This is a genomic window from Craterilacuibacter sp. RT1T, assembly GCF_023502145.1.
In the GTDB taxonomy this organism is placed as follows: domain Bacteria; phylum Pseudomonadota; class Gammaproteobacteria; order Burkholderiales; family Chromobacteriaceae; genus Craterilacuibacter.
The window spans coordinates 21,607-37,201 of the sequence record NZ_JAMFLI010000013.1 but is presented as its reverse complement, the minus strand read 5'-3'; the positions used below and the strand labels follow the sequence as shown (position 1 = coordinate 37,201).

12 protein-coding genes are annotated in these 15,595 nt (G+C 56.8%); 3 read left to right on the top strand and 9 right to left on the bottom strand.

Annotated elements, in window-relative coordinates:
* Window positions 1-30: 30 nt before the first annotated feature.
* Together clpA and clpS are read right to left on the bottom strand one after the other, a co-directional pair.
* Window positions 31-2,307, bottom strand: a complete 2,277-nt coding sequence (clpA, locus tag M3P88_RS14545; RefSeq protein WP_249616720.1) for an ATP-dependent Clp protease ATP-binding subunit ClpA — start codon at window positions 2,305-2,307, stop codon at window positions 31-33.
* A complete protein-coding gene (clpS, locus tag M3P88_RS14540) occupies window positions 2,307-2,615 on the bottom strand; it encodes an ATP-dependent Clp protease adapter ClpS (protein ID WP_249616719.1) in 309 nt (102 codons plus the stop codon). The genes clpA and clpS overlap by 1 nt, the downstream gene beginning before the upstream one ends.
* Window positions 2,616-2,840: 225 nt before the next feature.
* Here clpS and M3P88_RS14535 point away from each other — a divergent pair, with 225 nt between their 5' ends.
* Complete coding sequence (locus M3P88_RS14535; RefSeq protein WP_124736364.1) at window positions 2,841-3,044, top strand: cold-shock protein; 204 nt, start codon at window positions 2,841-2,843, stop codon at window positions 3,042-3,044.
* 154 nt (window positions 3,045-3,198) lie between these two features.
* Here the strand turns inward: M3P88_RS14535 and icd are convergent, their stop codons facing one another.
* Window positions 3,199-4,446 carry an NADP-dependent isocitrate dehydrogenase gene (icd, locus tag M3P88_RS14530; protein ID WP_249616718.1) on the bottom strand — a complete coding sequence of 416 codons (1,248 nt, stop codon included), beginning with the start codon at window positions 4,444-4,446 and terminating at the stop codon, window positions 3,199-3,201.
* A gap of 234 nt (window positions 4,447-4,680) precedes the next feature.
* On the opposite strand from icd, the gene M3P88_RS14525 reads away from it, so the two are divergent.
* Both M3P88_RS14525 and aceK read left to right on the top strand, forming a co-directional pair.
* On the top strand, window positions 4,681-5,334 hold the full coding sequence (locus M3P88_RS14525) for a pseudouridine synthase (RefSeq protein WP_249616717.1): 654 nt from the start codon (window positions 4,681-4,683) through the stop codon (window positions 5,332-5,334).
* A 41-nt stretch (window positions 5,335-5,375) separates the two neighbouring features.
* Window positions 5,376-7,133: a bifunctional isocitrate dehydrogenase kinase/phosphatase gene (aceK, locus tag M3P88_RS14520; RefSeq protein ID WP_249616716.1), complete on the top strand. Its 1,758-nt coding sequence runs from the start codon at window positions 5,376-5,378 to the stop codon at window positions 7,131-7,133.
* Between the two features lie 197 nt (window positions 7,134-7,330).
* Here the strand turns inward: aceK and htpG are convergent, their stop codons facing one another.
* The 6 genes from htpG to M3P88_RS14490 form a co-directional block, all read right to left on the bottom strand.
* Window positions 7,331-9,232 (bottom strand): molecular chaperone HtpG, encoded by a 1,902-nt coding sequence (htpG, locus tag M3P88_RS14515; RefSeq protein WP_249616715.1) that lies wholly within the window; start codon window positions 9,230-9,232, stop codon window positions 7,331-7,333.
* 122 nt (window positions 9,233-9,354) lie between these two features.
* Window positions 9,355-10,284 (bottom strand): 4-hydroxy-3-methylbut-2-enyl diphosphate reductase, encoded by a 930-nt coding sequence (gene ispH, locus M3P88_RS14510; RefSeq protein ID WP_249616714.1) that lies wholly within the window; start codon window positions 10,282-10,284, stop codon window positions 9,355-9,357.
* A 48-nt stretch (window positions 10,285-10,332) separates the two neighbouring features.
* Window positions 10,333-10,854, bottom strand: a complete 522-nt coding sequence (lspA, locus tag M3P88_RS14505; protein WP_249616713.1) for a signal peptidase II — start codon at window positions 10,852-10,854, stop codon at window positions 10,333-10,335.
* Window positions 10,847-13,627, bottom strand: coding sequence for an isoleucine--tRNA ligase (gene ileS / locus M3P88_RS14500; RefSeq protein WP_249616712.1), 2,781 nt, complete (start codon window positions 13,625-13,627; stop codon window positions 10,847-10,849). The genes lspA and ileS overlap by 8 nt, the downstream gene beginning before the upstream one ends.
* Window positions 13,624-14,559, bottom strand: a complete 936-nt coding sequence (locus M3P88_RS14495) for a bifunctional riboflavin kinase/FAD synthetase (protein ID WP_249616711.1) — start codon at window positions 14,557-14,559, stop codon at window positions 13,624-13,626. Before M3P88_RS14495 ends, ileS begins: the two co-directional genes overlap by 4 nt.
* A gap of 164 nt (window positions 14,560-14,723) precedes the next feature.
* Window positions 14,724-15,365: an OmpA family protein gene (locus M3P88_RS14490; RefSeq protein ID WP_249616710.1), complete on the bottom strand. Its 642-nt coding sequence runs from the start codon at window positions 15,363-15,365 to the stop codon at window positions 14,724-14,726.
* Window positions 15,366-15,595 lie beyond the last annotated feature (230 nt).

Below are 15,595 nucleotides of genomic sequence, written 5' to 3'. Positions count from 1 at the left end.
TTCGCGGGCTTTTTTCTGGCCAGGCGTGCTTTATGCCGGCTCTGCGTGCAGGGCATCCTCGGCGAATTGCAGCACGACTTTATCCCCGGCATCCACATCCACCGTGACTTCCCCGCCACTGGCCAGCCGGCCGAACAAAAGCTCGTCAGCCAAAGCCTTGCGGATGCAATCCTGAATCAGGCGTGCCATCGGCCTCGCCCCCATCTGCGGATCGAAACCATGCTTGGCAAGATGCTGGCGCAGTGCATCGGTAAAGTGGATATCGACTTTTTTCTCGTGCAGCTGTTGCTCCAGCTGCAGCAGGAATTTGTCGACCACCTGCAGGATGATTTTCTCATCCAGCCGCGCAAACGGCACGATGGCATCCAGCCGGTTACGGAACTCGGGGCTGAACAGACGCTTGATATCCGCCATCTCGTCCCCTGCCGCCTTGCTATCGGTAAAGCCCAGACTCGGCTTGGACAGCGATTCGGCACCGGCATTGGTGGTCAGGATAATCACCACATTGCGAAAATCCGCCTTGCGTCCGTTGTTATCGGTCAAGGTGCCGTGGTCCATCACCTGCAACAGCACATTGAAAATGTCGGGATGCGCTTTCTCGATCTCGTCCAGCAGCAGCACTGCATACGGATGCTTGTTGACCGCCTCGGTCAATTGCCCGCCCTGCTCGTAACCGACATAGCCAGGAGGCGCACCAATCAGGCGTGATACCGCATGGCGCTCCATATATTCGGACATATCGAAGCGGATCAGCTCAACCCCCAGCACGAATGCCAGCTGGCGCGCGACTTCGGTTTTCCCCACCCCGGTCGGCCCGGAGAACAGGAAAGAGCCGATAGGCTTTTGCGGATTACCCAGACCCGAGCGGCTCATCTTGATCGCGGTCGCCAGATTGTCGATGGCCTTATCCTGCCCATACACGACGTTCTTCAGGTCACGCTCGATATTGCGCAGCACATTGCGGTCATCCGTCGAAACCGTCTTGGGCGGGATGCGGGCAATTTTCGCCACCACCTCCTCGATCTCGCCCTTGTTGATGACTTTCTTCTGCCGCGACTTGGGCAGGATTTTCTGCGCAGCGCCCGCCTCGTCGATGACGTCTATTGCCTTGTCCGGCAGGTGGCGGTCATTGATATAGCGCGCCGATAGCTCGGCAGCCGTCACCAAAGCCGCCATCGTGTAACGCACGCCATGATGTGCCTCGAAGCGGCTCTTCAGCCCCTTCAGGATATCGATAGTCTGTGCCACGGTAGGCTCGCTGACATCGATCTTCTGGAAGCGGCGCGACAGCGCATTATCTTTTTCAAAGATGCCGCGGTATTCGTTGTACGTCGTCGCACCAATGCAGCGCAAACGGCCATTGGACAAGACAGGCTTGAGCAGATTGGATGCGTCCAGCGTCCCGCCTGAAGCTGCACCTGCACCGATCAGGGTATGGATCTCGTCGATAAACAGAATGGCCTGCGGGTCTTCGGTCAGCTGCTTGATCACCGCCTTCAGGCGCTGCTCGAAATCGCCACGGTATTTGGTGCCCGCCAGCAAGGCCCCCATATCCAACGAATAGACGGTGGCCTGAGCCAACACTTCCGGAATCTCTTCATTCACGATACGGCGCGCCAAGCCTTCGGCAATCGCTGTTTTACCCACCCCGGCTTCCCCGACCAGCAGTGGATTGTTCTTGCGCCGACGGCACAGAATCTGGATGGTGCGCTCAAGCTCGGCCTCGCGTCCGATCAGAGGATCGATCTTGCCTTCGCGCGCCAGCTGGTTCAGGTTCTGGGTATAGCTTTCCAGCGCGCCGCCCGGCCCGCTTGCGACCTCCTCCCCCTCAGCCTCGGGATTATTCTCCCGCGCTTGGGCATCAGGCTGCGAGCGCTGCTTGGAAATGCCATGAGAGATATAGTTGACGACATCCAACCGCGAGATGCCCTGCTGGTGCAGGTAATACACCGCGTGCGAATCTTTCTCGCCAAAAATGGCCACCAGAATATTGGCGCCGGTGACTTCTTTCTTGCCGGAAGACTGCACATGCAAAATGGCACGCTGGATCACGCGCTGGAAGCCCAAGGTTGGCTGGGTTTCCACTTCCTTGTCTCCAGGCACGCCCGGCGTATGCTCGTCGACGAAATCGCCAAGCTGCTTTTTCAGCTGCTCCAGATTTGCGCCGCAAGCGCGCAAAACCTCGGCCGCAGAGGGGTTGTCTATCATCGCAAGCAGCAGATGCTCGACGCTAATGAATTCGTGCCGCTTTTGCCTTGCGTCCATGAATGCCATATGCAGGCTGACTTCAAGTTCCTGGGCGATCATCAGTTTTCCTCCATCACACACTGCAGCGGATGCTGGTGCGTTCGTGCAAATTGCAACACCTGTTCAACCTTGGTTGCCGCAATATCCTTGGTATAAATACCACAGACACCACGCCCTCGCTGGTGCACCTGTAGCATGACCCGTGTGGCCTGCTCCCGGTCCATGCTGAAAAGTTGCTCCAACACCTCGATAACAAAATCCATCGGAGTGAAATCATCGTTCAACAATAGAACTTTAAACAAAGGTGGAGGAACGGCGCGAACCCGAGACGCCTCGAGAAGAACGTCATCCTTATACTGCGTAGACATGTTGGCTTTCCGCAAATTTTGCGTCTTTCAATTAATAGTGGCTGCATACCACGTTTTTTCAACCCCAAATGACATACATACAAATATTCTTGACGCCATGGGCATTATTGGGTAGAAATAGTGGCTGGTGCTTGGCTTATGCTTTGCCATCGGAATGAAGCCGATGCGGCGTTTGCTTTTGTTGTCTGGCCTCACCAGCCTGTTACCGTATGTTAAGGAAGTATAATGGCACTTGGCACCGTTAAATGGTTCAATGATTCGAAGGGCTTCGGCTTCATTACTCCAGACGAAGGCGGCGAAGATCTGTTCGCACACTTCTCTGCGATCAATATGCAAGGCTTCAAGACCCTCAAAGAAGGTCAACGCGTAAGCTTTGACATCGTTCAGGGCCCTAAAGGCAAGCAAGCTTCGAACATCCAAGCCGCTTAATCCGGTTTGCAGGCTGCCTGGCTTCACGCCGGGTTGCCGGATGAAAAAACCCGTCTTCCAAGTGAAGGCGGGTTTTTTGTTGTACCTGCCCTACTCATCGTAGACGAAAAAATGGCCCGCAAAGGCGAGCCATTTTTTCGGCAAGAGCCCAGACTTACATGCGGGCAATCATCGCGTCACCAAAGGCAGAACAGCTCACCTCGGTCGCACCATCCATCAAACGAGCAAAGTCATAGGTGACCTGCTTGTCGGCAATCGCAGCCTCCATGGACTTGATCACCAAGTCGGCAGCTTCAACCCAGCCCAGATGACGCAGCATCATTTCGGCGGAGAGAATCAGCGAACCCGGGTTAACCTTGTCCAGACCTGCATATTTAGGCGCAGTGCCATGGGTCGCTTCAAACACGGCATACTGGTCGGAAATATTGGCGCCTGGTGCGATACCAATACCGCCCACCTGAGCTGCCAGCGCATCGGAAATGTAGTCGCCGTTCAGGTTAGTGGTCACGATGGTGTCGTACTCAGCCGGACGCAGCAGGATCTGCTGCAAGAAGGCGTCGGCGATCGCATCCTTCACAATCACGTCGCGACCGGTCTTAGGGTTCACAAACTTGCACCATGGGCCGCCGTCAATCAGCTCTGCGCCGAACTCTTCCTGTGCCACTTTATAAGCGGTATCACGGAACAGACCTTCGGTGAACTTCATGATATTGCCCTTGTGCACAATCGTCAGCGACTTGCGGTCGTTGTCGATCACGTACTTGAGCGCAGCGCGCACCAGACGGGTCGTGCCCTCGATCGAGATCGGCTTGATGCCGATGCCGGAGGTTTCCGGGAAGCGGATCTTCTTCACGCCCATCTCTTCTTGCAAGAAGGCGATGACTTTCTTGGCCGCCTCGGACTCGGCCGACCACTCGATACCGGCGTAAATATCTTCGGTATTTTCACGGAAGATGACCATATTGGTCAGCTCCGGATTCTTGAGCGGCGAAGGCACGCCTTTGAAGTACTGCACCGGACGCACGCACTGGTACAGATCCAACTCCTGACGCAGGGCCACGTTCAAGGAGCGGATGCCGCCGCCAACTGGCGTCGTCATCGGGCCCTTGATCGAAACGGCAAATTCTTTCAACGCAGCAAAAGTCTCGGCAGGCAGCCACTCATCCGGGCCATACAGACGCGTTGATTTTTCACCGGCATACACTTCCATCCAGTGGATTTTTTTCTCGCCACGATAGGCTTTTTCTACGGCAGCATCGATGACCTTGATCATCACCGGAGTAATGTCTACACCGATGCCATCGCCTTCAATAAACGGGATGATCGGATGATTGGGGACAGCTTGCCCCGGGATGATTTTCTGACCTGCTGCAGGAACCTTGATCAGGGATTGATCGCTCATGCCTACTCCATCATGGGTTGATTGCAATTTTAGAGATACGGGTGCGGTCAGGCTTGACGCCAAGATGGGTGCAGAGGCTACCCCCATCTAAGCCATCTGCAAGGGTCTAGCCCGCGCAGATTGCGTGCACAACGCATTCAGAGGGGCGGTCTTGCCTTCGTCGGGGCTTTCTTATCACGGGTGCCACCTCATCCTTGTTATTATCCTGAAATTCATCGCTTACAGCTAGACCAAATGACTGAACTTGTCCTGTTAAATAAACCCTATGGCGTTATTTGCCAATTTTCCGAACACGAAAAGCATCCGACGTTGAAAAGCTGCATGCCATTGCCCGGCGTTTATCCTGCCGGGCGTCTGGATACCGATAGCGAGGGTCTGCTGCTGTTGACCGGTGATGGCAAATTGCAACAACGTATTGCCGACCCGCGCTTCAAGCTCCCCAAAACATATTGGGTACAGGTCGAAGGGCAAATCCGTGAAGAACAACTGGAAGCCTTGCGTCAGGGCGTCGATCTGGGAGACTTCACCACTCGCCCGGCCCAAGTGCGCCGCATCGAGGCACCCGAACTATGGCCGCGCACCCCGCCGGTACGCTTTCGCAAAACCGTGCCCGATGCCTGGCTGGAAATCATTATCAGCGAAGGCAAAAACCGTCAGGTCAGGCGCATGACCGCCAAGGTCGGCCTGCCGACCCTGCGTCTGGTGCGGGTCGCTATTGGGCCATGGCATATTGAAGACCTGAAGCCGGGTGAATGGCGCAAGCTTGCTGTCGCGCTTGAAGATTTGCCGCAAGTGCAGCATGCTAAAGGCATTTCAACGACAGGCAAATCAGGTCAGGCCAGACATAGCACACCACGCAAGCCCTTCTTGCTGCGCAAAAAAAGCTGACCCCCTGTTTTGCCCGCCTCTTACCCGGATAAGGCGCGGTCATGCAGATACCCGAATACTACAACCCGGTTGCGCGCGAAATTGCCGAAGCGCTGATTCAAGGCTTTGACAAGCACTACCGGCTATTTCGCGCCAGCAGCCATGAAGCCAAGACACTGTTTGAAGTCGCCAACTGGCAAGGCATACAGAAAGCCATCCGCGACCGCATCCAGTTTTACGATGAACGCGTCGAGGAAACTGTTTCCCGCCTGCAGCACGAACTGCACGCCGAGTTGCTGGATGATGAAATCTGGCAGCAGGCCAAGCTGTACTACATCGGCCTGCTGACCAACCATAAGCAACCGGAACTGGCCGAAACCTTCTTCAACTCGGTGTTCTGCCGTATTCTGCACCGCGACTATTTCAATAACGATTTCATCTTCGTCCGTCCGGCGGTTTCGACCGAATATATCGAATCCGATCCACCAACCTGGCGCAGCTACTACCCCAAGACCGGCGGGCTGCGCCATGCCATGCGTCAGATTGTGCGTGACTATGGCTGGCAACGTCCTTTCGCCAATCTGGCACGGGATCTCGGCCATATCATCCGTCAGGCACACGAACACTTGGGCGGGCAATGGCCGGCGGCAGAAACCAGTCTGCAAATCCAGGTCTTGCACTCGGCTTTCTACCGCAACAAGACCGCCTATATCTTTGGCAAGGTCATTAACGGCGGCAAGACCTACCCCTTTGCCATCCCTATTCTGCATGACAGCAACGGCAAGCTCTATCTGGACACCATTCTGCTCGAGCCATGGCGGATCAGCATACTGTTCTCATTCAGCCGCGCCCACTTTCTGGTCGATATGGAAGTCCCATCCGGCTATATCCAGTTTTTGCGCTCCATGCTGCCGTCCAAGACCAAGGCCGAACTGTACACCATGCTGGGCTTGCAAAAGCAGGGTAAAAACATCTTCTACCGCGACTTTATGCAGCATCTGTCGCACTCGAATGATCAGTTCGATATTGCGCCGGGGATACGGGGACTTGTGATGCTGGTTTTCAGCCTGCCCTCCTTCCCCTATGTCTTCAAACTGATTAAGGATGTATTCGGCAGCTCCAAAGAAGTCGACCACGCCACGGTCAAGCGCAAATACCTGCTGGTCAAACACCATGACCGGGTCGGACGCATGGCCGATACGCTGGAGTTTTCCAATGTGGCCTTCCCCAAGGCGCGCTTCAGTGCCGAGCTATTAAACGAGCTGCGCCAACTGGCTCCCTCGCTGATAGAAGAAGACGACAACCGTCTGGTGATCAAGCATCTGTATATCGAGCGGCGCATGAAGCCGCTGAACCTGTATCTGATGAGTTGCCCGCCGGAAGAAAAAGAACGCGCCATTCGCGAATACGGCACGGCCATCAAAGAGCTGGCGATGGCCAATATTTTCCCCGGTGACATGCTATTCAAGAACTTCGGTGTCACCCGCGATGGCCGGGTCATCTTCTACGATTACGACGAAATCGAATACATGACCGATTGCAACTTCCGCCGCATTCCGCCTGCGCCCAATCCGGAGATGGAGATGTCGGGCGAGGTATGGTATCCGGTCAAGCGCAACGATGTGTTCCCCGAGGAGTTCGCTACTTTCTTGCTGGGTGACGCGGATGTACGCCGCGTCTTTCTCAAGCATCACCGCGACCTGCTGGATATCGACTTCTGGCAGCAACGCCAGGAACGGATACGCGCGGGCTTTATCGAAGATTTCTATCCCTACCCAAGCGAGTTGCGCTTTATCAACCGCTATCCGCTACGCCGCTAGGCACAAAAAAGCCGCCCTAAACCCGGGCGGCTTTTTGCGTCATGTCCATCAGAGCGTGCTCACGATCTCGCGAGCGAGGGCGAGACAAGGCGAAAACGGCTGAGAAGGCGGAATGTACAAGTGGTACATGAGCATTTCGAAGCCTTTTTCAACGCCGTATCGTCGATGCGCAGCAGATCGTGAACAGGTTCTCAGACTCAGGCAGACAACTCCAGCATCAAACGGTTGATGCGCTTAACGAAGCTGGCCGGATCTTCCAGCTTGCCGCCCTCGGCCAGCAGCGCCTGGTCAAACAATACATGCGCCAAATCTGCTGCGCGCGCGTCATCGCTTTCGCTCGCCAGACGCTTGACCAGCATATGCTCGGGATTCACCTCCAACACCGGGCGCGAAACCGGCACATCCTGCCCGGCCTGCTTAAGCAGACGCTCCAGATGGCTGCTCATCTCGTTCTCACCGACCACCAGACACGCAGGGCTGTCGGTCAGACGCAAGGTGGCACGCACATCCTGCACCTGCTCGCCCAGCAAGGTCTTGACCCGCTCAACCAGCGGACGAGCGCTTTCCTCGGCTTCTTTCTGTGCGGCCTTGTCCGCCTCGTCCTCCAGTGCACCCAGATCCAGCTCGCCCTTGGCGACAGACACCAGCGCCTTGCCTTCAAACTCGGTCAGGCTGGCCGTCACCCACTCATCGACGCGATCGATCAGCAGCAGCACCTCCACACCTTTCTTACGGAACACTTCAAGGTGCGGGCTACCCACGGCTGCAGCATAACTATCGGCCGTGATGTAATAGATCTTGTCCTGGCCGTCTTTCATCCGGCCGATATAGTCGGCCAGCGAGACGACAGGCTCGGCGCTGTCTTCATGGGTTGAAACAAAACGCAGCAGCTTGGCGATACGCGCCTTGTTGGCAAAGTCTTCTCCGACGCCCTCTTTGAGCACCTGACCAAACTCGCCCCAGAAGGTCTTGTACTTGTCGGCATCGTTGGCGGCCAGATCATCCAGCAAGCCCAGCACCTTCTTCACGCAACCGGCGCGGATCGCATCGATATCCTTGCTTTCCTGCAGGATCTCGCGCGACACATTCAACGGCAGGTCGGCCGAGTCGATCACCCCGCGCACGAAACGCAGGTAGTGCGGCATCAGCTTTTGCGCGTCTTCCATGATGAACACGCGGCGCACATACAGCTTGATGCCCTGCTTGCGTTCACGCTCGTACAGATCGAACGGTGCACGTGCCGGAATGTACAAGAGCTCGGTATATTCCTGGCGCCCTTCAACCCGGGCATGGCTCCATGCCAGAGGGTCGGTAAAGTCGTGCGCCACATGCTTGTAAAATTCGCGGTACTGCTCGTCGGAGATATCGTTCTTGCTACGGCTCCACAAGGCGGAAGCCTGATTCACTGCTTCGAATTCTTCGCTGACAATTTCCTTGCCATCCTCATCAAAGCTGGCGGACTTCTGCATCTCGATCGGCAGCGAGATATGGTCGGAATAGGTTCGCACGATCTGGCGCAAACGCCAGTCGTTCAGAAACTCGTCCATGCCGTCCTTGAGGTGCAGCACGATATCGGTGCCACGCGTAACCTTGTCCACGTTTTCCAGCGTGTACTCGCCATGGCCTTCCGACTCCCAGCGCACCCCCTCGCTCTCGAGGCATCCCGCGCGGCGGGTCGTCAGCGTAACCTTATCGGCAACGATAAAGGCCGAATAAAAGCCCACACCGAACTGGCCGATCAGGCTGGCGTCTTTTTTCTCGTCGCCGGTCAGCTGTTCGAAGAAAGCCTTGGTGCCCGACTTGGCAATGGTGCCGATATGCTCGATCACCTCGGCACGCGTCATACCGATACCGTTGTCGCTGATCGTCAGCTTACGCGCATCCTTGTCAAAAGCGATGCGGATCTTGAGCTCGGGGTCGGACTCCAGCAGCGCGGGCTGGGCGATGGCCTCGAAGCGCAGCTTGTCGGATGCGTCGGACGCATTGGACACCAGCTCGCGCAGGAATATTTCCTTATTGGAATACAGGGAGTGAATCATCAGCTGCAACAGCTGTTTGACTTCGGTCTGAAAACCCAGGGTTTCTTTCTGTGCGCTCATGCTTGTCTCGGACAGGTGGTCAACAATAGCCTAGAGGTAGGGACAAGGCGCCGGCATTTCAATCCCCCGGATACGACAAAGCCGCCATTACGGCGGCTCTACCCAAATAGCAAGATCCGGTCTCAGACGCGCAAGGCCGCCGGCAGCGGGAAACTGATTTTCTCCTCGACCCCGGGCAACTCCTCGACCACATCCAGCCCCAGTGCACGGATCGCTTGGATGACCGCCGCCACCAGCACTTCGGGGGCCGAGGCACCGGCCGTGACGCCGACCCGCTCTTTGCCGGCAAACCAGGCTTGCTTGAGCTCGCTCGCGTTGTCCACCATATAGGCTTCGACACCGCGCAGGGCGGCCACTTCACGCAGGCGGTTGGAGTTGGAGCTGGCCGGTGAACCAACCACGATAATCAGGTCGCACTGCTCGGTCATGGCCTTGACCGCATCCTGCCGGTTTTGCGTGGCGTAGCAGATATCGTCTTTTTTCGGACTGACAATTGCCGGAAAGCGTGCCTTGAGCGCCGCGATAATGTCGCGCGTCTCGTCCACCGACAAGGTGGTCTGGCTGACATAGGACAAGGCTTCGGGACGGCTAAGCTGCAGGCGTTCCACATCATCGACACTCTCAACCAGATACATGCCGCCGTCGGCCTGCCCCATGGTGCCCTCGACTTCGGGGTGGCCCTTGTGCCCTATCATGACGATATCCATGCCGGCTTCGCGCATGCGCTTGACCTCGACATGCACCTTGGTCACCAGAGGGCACGTGGCATCAAACACATTCAGCCCCTTGGCTTCGGCCTCGGCGCGTACCGACAATGGCACGCCGTGCGCCGAATAAATCAGCGTGGCACCGGCGGGCACATCGGCCAGATCCTCGATAAACACAGCCCCCTTGTCGCGCAAGCCTTCCACCACAAAGCGGTTATGCACCACCTCATGGCGCACATAAATCGGGGCACCGTATATTTCCAGCGCCCTCTCGACGATGGCGATAGCCCGGTCGACCCCGGCACAAAAGCCGCGCGGATTGGCCAGCATGATGGTCTTCGTCATTCTTTTCACTTTCCATGCAAGAAGGGCCGGCAAGCCGGCCCTCGGTCATCACTGTCCGGCGGGGTGCCGGAAACTGTCTATTACCATCAGCACCGCCCCGACGCAGATAAAGGAATCCGCCAGGTTGAATGCCGGGTAATACCAGCTCTGGTAATAATGCAGCTGGATGAAGTCGATCACATGACCATGAATCATGCGGTCTATCACATTACCGATGGCGCCGCCCATGATGAAGGCAGCAGCCAGGTTCATCAGCATGCTAAAGCGCTTCTTGATGATATTCCAGCCCAGCCAGCCTGATACCCCGAACGCCAGCGCCGTGAAAAAGTACTTCTGCCAGCCGCCGGCATCCGCCAGAAAGCTGAACGCCGCCCCCGGGTTATACAGTAAGGTGAAGTTGAAGAAGCCGGGAATGACTTCCCTCACCTCGCCAAAGTGGAACTCGGTGTTGAACCAGGTCTTGCTGAGCTGGTCCAGCACCACAATGGCAAGCGCCAGGGCAAACCAGACCAGGCTGCCTTGCCTTGTGCCCCGCTCAGTCACCGCCGTGTCACCGGCAACATCAGGCATAGCTGCGTACCTCGCCCTTGCCGTCGATGTTTTCCACGCAACGCCCGCAGACATGGCCATGACCCGCATGCGTGCCCACATCGCTGCGGTAGTGCCAGCAACGGTCGCACTTGGCGTGATCCGCCGCCGACACCTTAACCGTGGTCACATCGCCGGCACTCAAGCGCACCCGCGACACGATAAACACGAACTTGAGATCGTCGCCCAGACTGGACAGCAGCGGGAACAACGCCTCATCCGCCACGATGTCCAGTTCGGCCTGCAAGGACGAACCCAGCTTGTCTTCGCCACGCAAGGTTTCGACATCCTTGTTGACCTGTGCGCGCAGCTCGCGGATGCGGCTCCACTTGGCCTGCAAGGCTTGGGCTGCGCCATCGTCCAGCTGCGGGAATTCGTGCCAGCAATGGAACAGCGCCGACTCTTCCTCGCTGCCGGTCAACACCTGCCATGCCTCGTCCGAGGTAAAGCACAGTACCGGTTGCAGCAGCAGCAGCAAACTACGCGTGATGTGGTACAGCGCGGTCTGGGCACTGCGACGGCCGGCGCTATCGGCCTGCATGGTGTACAGGCGATCCTTGATCACGTCCAGATAGAAGGCGCCCATATCCTCGGAGCAATAACCGACGATTTCCTGCATGGCCTGATGGAAGGCATAACGGCTGTACTGGTCACCGGCCACCTTGTCCTGCACATTCTTGGCCAGCAAAATGGCGTACTGATCCAGCTCGAGCAGGCGGCCAAACGGTACGGCATCCTGCAGCGGATCGAAATCCGACAGGTTGGCCAGCAAAAAGCGCAAGGTATTACGCAGGCGGCGATAGCTCTCGGTCACCCGCTTGAGAATTTCATCCGAAATGGCCAGCTCGCCCGAGTAATCGGTCGATGCCACCCACAGGCGCAAAATATCGGCGCCCAGACTGTCGTTGACCTTTTGCGGCGCGACCACATTGCCCTTGGACTTGGACATCTTCAGACCCTTGCCGTCCACCACGAAGCCGTGGGTCAGCAACTGCTTGTAAGGCGCGCGGCCTATCGTGCCGCAGCCGGTCAGCAAAGAGCTCTGGAACCAGCCGCGGTGCTGGTCGGAACCCTCCAGATACAAGTCAGCCGGCCAAGCCAGCTCAGGACGCTGCTTGAGTACGGCAAAATGGGTAGAACCCGAGTCAAACCACACATCCAGCGTATCGGACAGTTTCTTGTAGTCTTCAGCCTCGGCGCCCAGCAGATCTTTCGCATCCAGACTAAACCAGGCTTCGATGCCCTGCTGTTCGATACGCAGCGCAACCTCTTCCAGCAAAGCGCCGGAGCGAGGGTGTAGCTCGCCGGTTTCCTTGTGTACAAAGAAGGTCATCGGCACGCCCCAGCTGCGCTGGCGCGATACGCACCAGTCAGGACGGTTACCTATCATGGATTCCAGACGCGCACGCCCCCAAGCCGGGAAGAACTCGGTGCTTTCCACTGCACGGCGGGCACGGGCACGCAAGGTTTCGCCTTCTTTGCCCGGTTTTTCCATACCGATAAACCACTGCGCGGTCGCGCGGAAAATAATCGGGGTCTTGTGGCGCCAGCAATGCGGATAGCTGTGTAGCAGCTTGATATTGGCCAGCAGTACGCCCTTCTCTTGCAGCAAGGCGACCACGGCAGGGTTGGCCTCCCAGACGCTCATGCCGGCAAAGAATTCGGTTGCCGAGGTATAGCGGCCATTGTCCATGACCGGATTTTCCACCGGCAGGCCATAGGCGCGGCCAACCTGGAAGTCTTCCAGACCATGCGCCGGCGCGGTATGCACCAAGCCGGTACCGGCATCCGTCGTCACATGGTCACCCAGAATGACCGGAACCTGACGGGCGTAGAACGGATGGGACAGCATCAGCATGTCCAGCTTTTCACCCGCCACTTCGGCCAGCAGCGTGGCGTCGGCACAGCCGTAACGCGCCAGCGCGGACTCGGCCAGATCCTTGGCCAGAATCAGCTTGCCCTTGACCGTGTCGAACAACTGGTAAGTCAGGGTCGGGCTAACCGATACCGCCTGGTTGGCAGGCAAGGTCCACGGTGTGGTGGTCCAGATCACGGCATAGGCATTGGCGGCATCCGCTACGCCGAATGCTTCGGCCAGACGGGCGCTATCGGCAACCGGAAAAGCGACATCGATCGCCGGCGATGCCTTGTCTTCATACTCGACTTCCGCTTCGGCCAAGGCCGAGCCGCACTCGATACACCAGTGCACCGGCTTCTCGCCCTTGAACAGGAAGCCGTTGTCGTTGATCTTGCCCAAGGTGCGCACGATATCGGCTTCGGTCTTGAAGTCCATCGTCAGATAGGGGTTTTCCCAGTCGCCCAGGACGCCCAGACGGATGAAATCCTTCTTCTGGCGGGCAATCTGCTCCTTGGCGTACTCGCGGCACAGCTCGCGGAACTTGGCAGCAGGAATCTCCTTGCCATGCAGCTTTTCCACCATCAGCTCGATAGGCAGGCCATGACAATCCCAACCCGGTACATAGGGCGCATCAAAACCGGACAGGGTGCGCGAACGCACGATAATGTCCTTGAGCACCTTGTTGACGGCGTGACCGATATGAATATCGCCGTTCGCGTACGGTGGGCCGTCATGCAGGATGAACTTCGGCCGCCCCGCGCATAATTTGCGCAATTTGTCGTAGCGCTTTTCTTCTTGCCAGCGCTTGACCCAGGCGGGTTCACGTTTGGCCAAATCACCCCGCATCGGGAATGGCGTATCCAGCAGGTTGACGGTCTTACGGTAATCGATGCTCATGCCTGTTCTCGCTGCAAATTGTTCAAATAGCTTCGTGCGCTGCTAGCATCCTGCTCTATCTGGGCTACCAGCTCATTCAAATCATCATAGCGCGCTTCATCGCGCAGTTTTTTCAGGAAGCGCACCGTCATACGCTGGCCATACAAGTCGCCAGCAAAATCGAAAAGATGCACTTCCAGCTTGTAATCTTCACTTTGACTGACCGTCGGGTTGCGCCCCAGGCTGGCCACGCCGCCCCATACACCATCGGCCGTTTCGGCCTCGACCACAAACACCCCCTCCAGCGCCGGCTTGCGGTGCGGCAAATGGATATTGGCGGTGGGAAAACCCAGCGTGCGCCCAAGTTTGCGGCCATGCATGACCCGGCCGGACAGTTGGTAAGAATGACCCAGCAAATGTTCGGCGGCATCCAGATGACCCGCGGCCAGACACGCACGCACCCGCGTACTGGATGCGCGCTCGCCCTTGACCAGTACCGAAGGCATGGCCTCGGTCACAAAGTGCGGACAAGCACACAATAGGGCAAAATCTCCACTACGCTTGGCACCGAACTGGAAATCATCCCCTATCAGCAAATAGCGGGTATTCAATGCGCCGACCAGCACCTCATCGATAAATGCCTGCGCCCCCATGCGGGCAAACGCATGATTGAAGCGATAGACAAACACAACATCCACCAAGCCCGAGGCTTCCAGCTCGGCCAGCTTGTCGCGCAAGGTAGAGAGGCGTGCCGGTGGAGCCTCGCGGCTGAAAAATTCTCGGGGGTGCGGCTCGAATGTCAGCACGGCACTAGGCAGTCCACGCAGATCGGCCTCGGCACGCAGGCGCTTGAGCATATTCTGGTGCCCCTGATGGACACCATCGAAGTTGCCTATGGTCAGCGCACACCCGGGCAAACCAAAGCGACGGGGATCTCCGAAATATACCTGCATTGCCGCCCTTTGCCCTGAAAGCCTTTGATTGTAGCGGTCGACGCTTACCAGCGTCCAGCCTTGCACCACAAGCAATGGCGGCTTTACGCAAGATAGTGCGCCATCTTGCCGGCAAAACAAAAAAGCCCTGCATGAGCAGGGCTTTTTATCAGATAAAAACAGAATTACTTCTGTTCAATCATGGATTCCTTCATGGCATTGATGGTCACGTCAACGCGACGATCGCCAGCAACGCAAGCCTTCATTTCAGCCTGGGTCTTCAGCTTCTTGGCCTTGCACTCTTGGGTCAGGCCGTCAGCAGCCTTGCCCTTGCCTACTGCCGTTACTTTCTCTGCAGCAACGCCGTTCTCAACCAGGAAGGTGCGCACGGTGTCAGCACGCTCTTGCGACAGCTTCTGGTTGTACTTGTCGGAACCGTAGAAGTCGGTGTAACCAGCCAGCTCAACCGATTGCAGCTTGTCGCCATTGGCCTTCAGCTTTTCAACCAGCGGGCCCAGCTCTTCTTTGGCTTCAGGACGCAGGGTAGCCTTGGCAAAGTTGAAGAATACGTCAGCCGACAGGGAAATCTTTTCCTGTACCAGAACCATTACCGGTGCAACAACGGCCTTAACGGCTTCGCGATCACCACACTCAACCAGACCGTCTTTGGCCTTGTCGAAAGATGCAGTTCTCCAGCACTCGCCGTAGTTGTTACGTACGACTTTGTCAGTTGCTTGGTCATCCAGGTAGCCTGGGTGAGCGGCAAATGCGCTGGTGGAAACCAGCAGGGCGCCAAGCAAGGCACTTACTTTGAGCTGTTTGATCATCTTAAACTTCCCTTTTCTTTAAAAGCCAGTATCAAAAGTGCCTCGCTTGCCTTTAATGGATGGTGAGACACCTTCATCACTCTAGCGTGCAAAATTCAATATGCAAGGCTTTAGCACTATATAAACACATTTACATAGTGTCAACTCGCTAGGCCCTCAAACCGTGCCATCTATGGCATAAAAACAACAAAATTAGTAAATACCGATTTTCTCAATGACTTTAGCTTTGA

Excerpts from the sequence above, each read along its gene's own strand:
- clpA (WP_249616720.1), bottom strand. The coding sequence starts at position 2,307 with ATGATCGCCCAGGAACTTGAAGTCAGCCTGCATATGGCATTCATGGAC.
- clpS (WP_249616719.1), bottom strand. The coding sequence starts at position 2,615 with ATGTCTACGCAGTATAAGGATGACGTTCTTCTCGAGGCGTCTCGGGTT.
- M3P88_RS14535 (WP_124736364.1), top strand. The coding sequence starts at position 2,841 with ATGGCACTTGGCACCGTTAAATGGTTCAATGATTCGAAGGGCTTCGGC.
- icd (WP_249616718.1), bottom strand. The coding sequence starts at position 4,446 with ATGAGCGATCAATCCCTGATCAAGGTTCCTGCAGCAGGTCAGAAAATC.
- M3P88_RS14525 (WP_249616717.1), top strand. The coding sequence starts at position 4,681 with ATGACTGAACTTGTCCTGTTAAATAAACCCTATGGCGTTATTTGCCAA.
- aceK (WP_249616716.1), top strand. The coding sequence starts at position 5,376 with ATGCAGATACCCGAATACTACAACCCGGTTGCGCGCGAAATTGCCGAA.
- htpG (WP_249616715.1), bottom strand. The coding sequence starts at position 9,232 with ATGAGCGCACAGAAAGAAACCCTGGGTTTTCAGACCGAAGTCAAACAG.
- ispH (WP_249616714.1), bottom strand. The coding sequence starts at position 10,284 with ATGACGAAGACCATCATGCTGGCCAATCCGCGCGGCTTTTGTGCCGGG.
- lspA (WP_249616713.1), bottom strand. The coding sequence starts at position 10,854 with ATGCCTGATGTTGCCGGTGACACGGCGGTGACTGAGCGGGGCACAAGG.
- ileS (WP_249616712.1), bottom strand. The coding sequence starts at position 13,627 with ATGAGCATCGATTACCGTAAGACCGTCAACCTGCTGGATACGCCATTC.
- M3P88_RS14495 (WP_249616711.1), bottom strand. The coding sequence starts at position 14,559 with ATGCAGGTATATTTCGGAGATCCCCGTCGCTTTGGTTTGCCCGGGTGT.
- M3P88_RS14490 (WP_249616710.1), bottom strand. The coding sequence starts at position 15,365 with ATGATCAAACAGCTCAAAGTAAGTGCCTTGCTTGGCGCCCTGCTGGTT.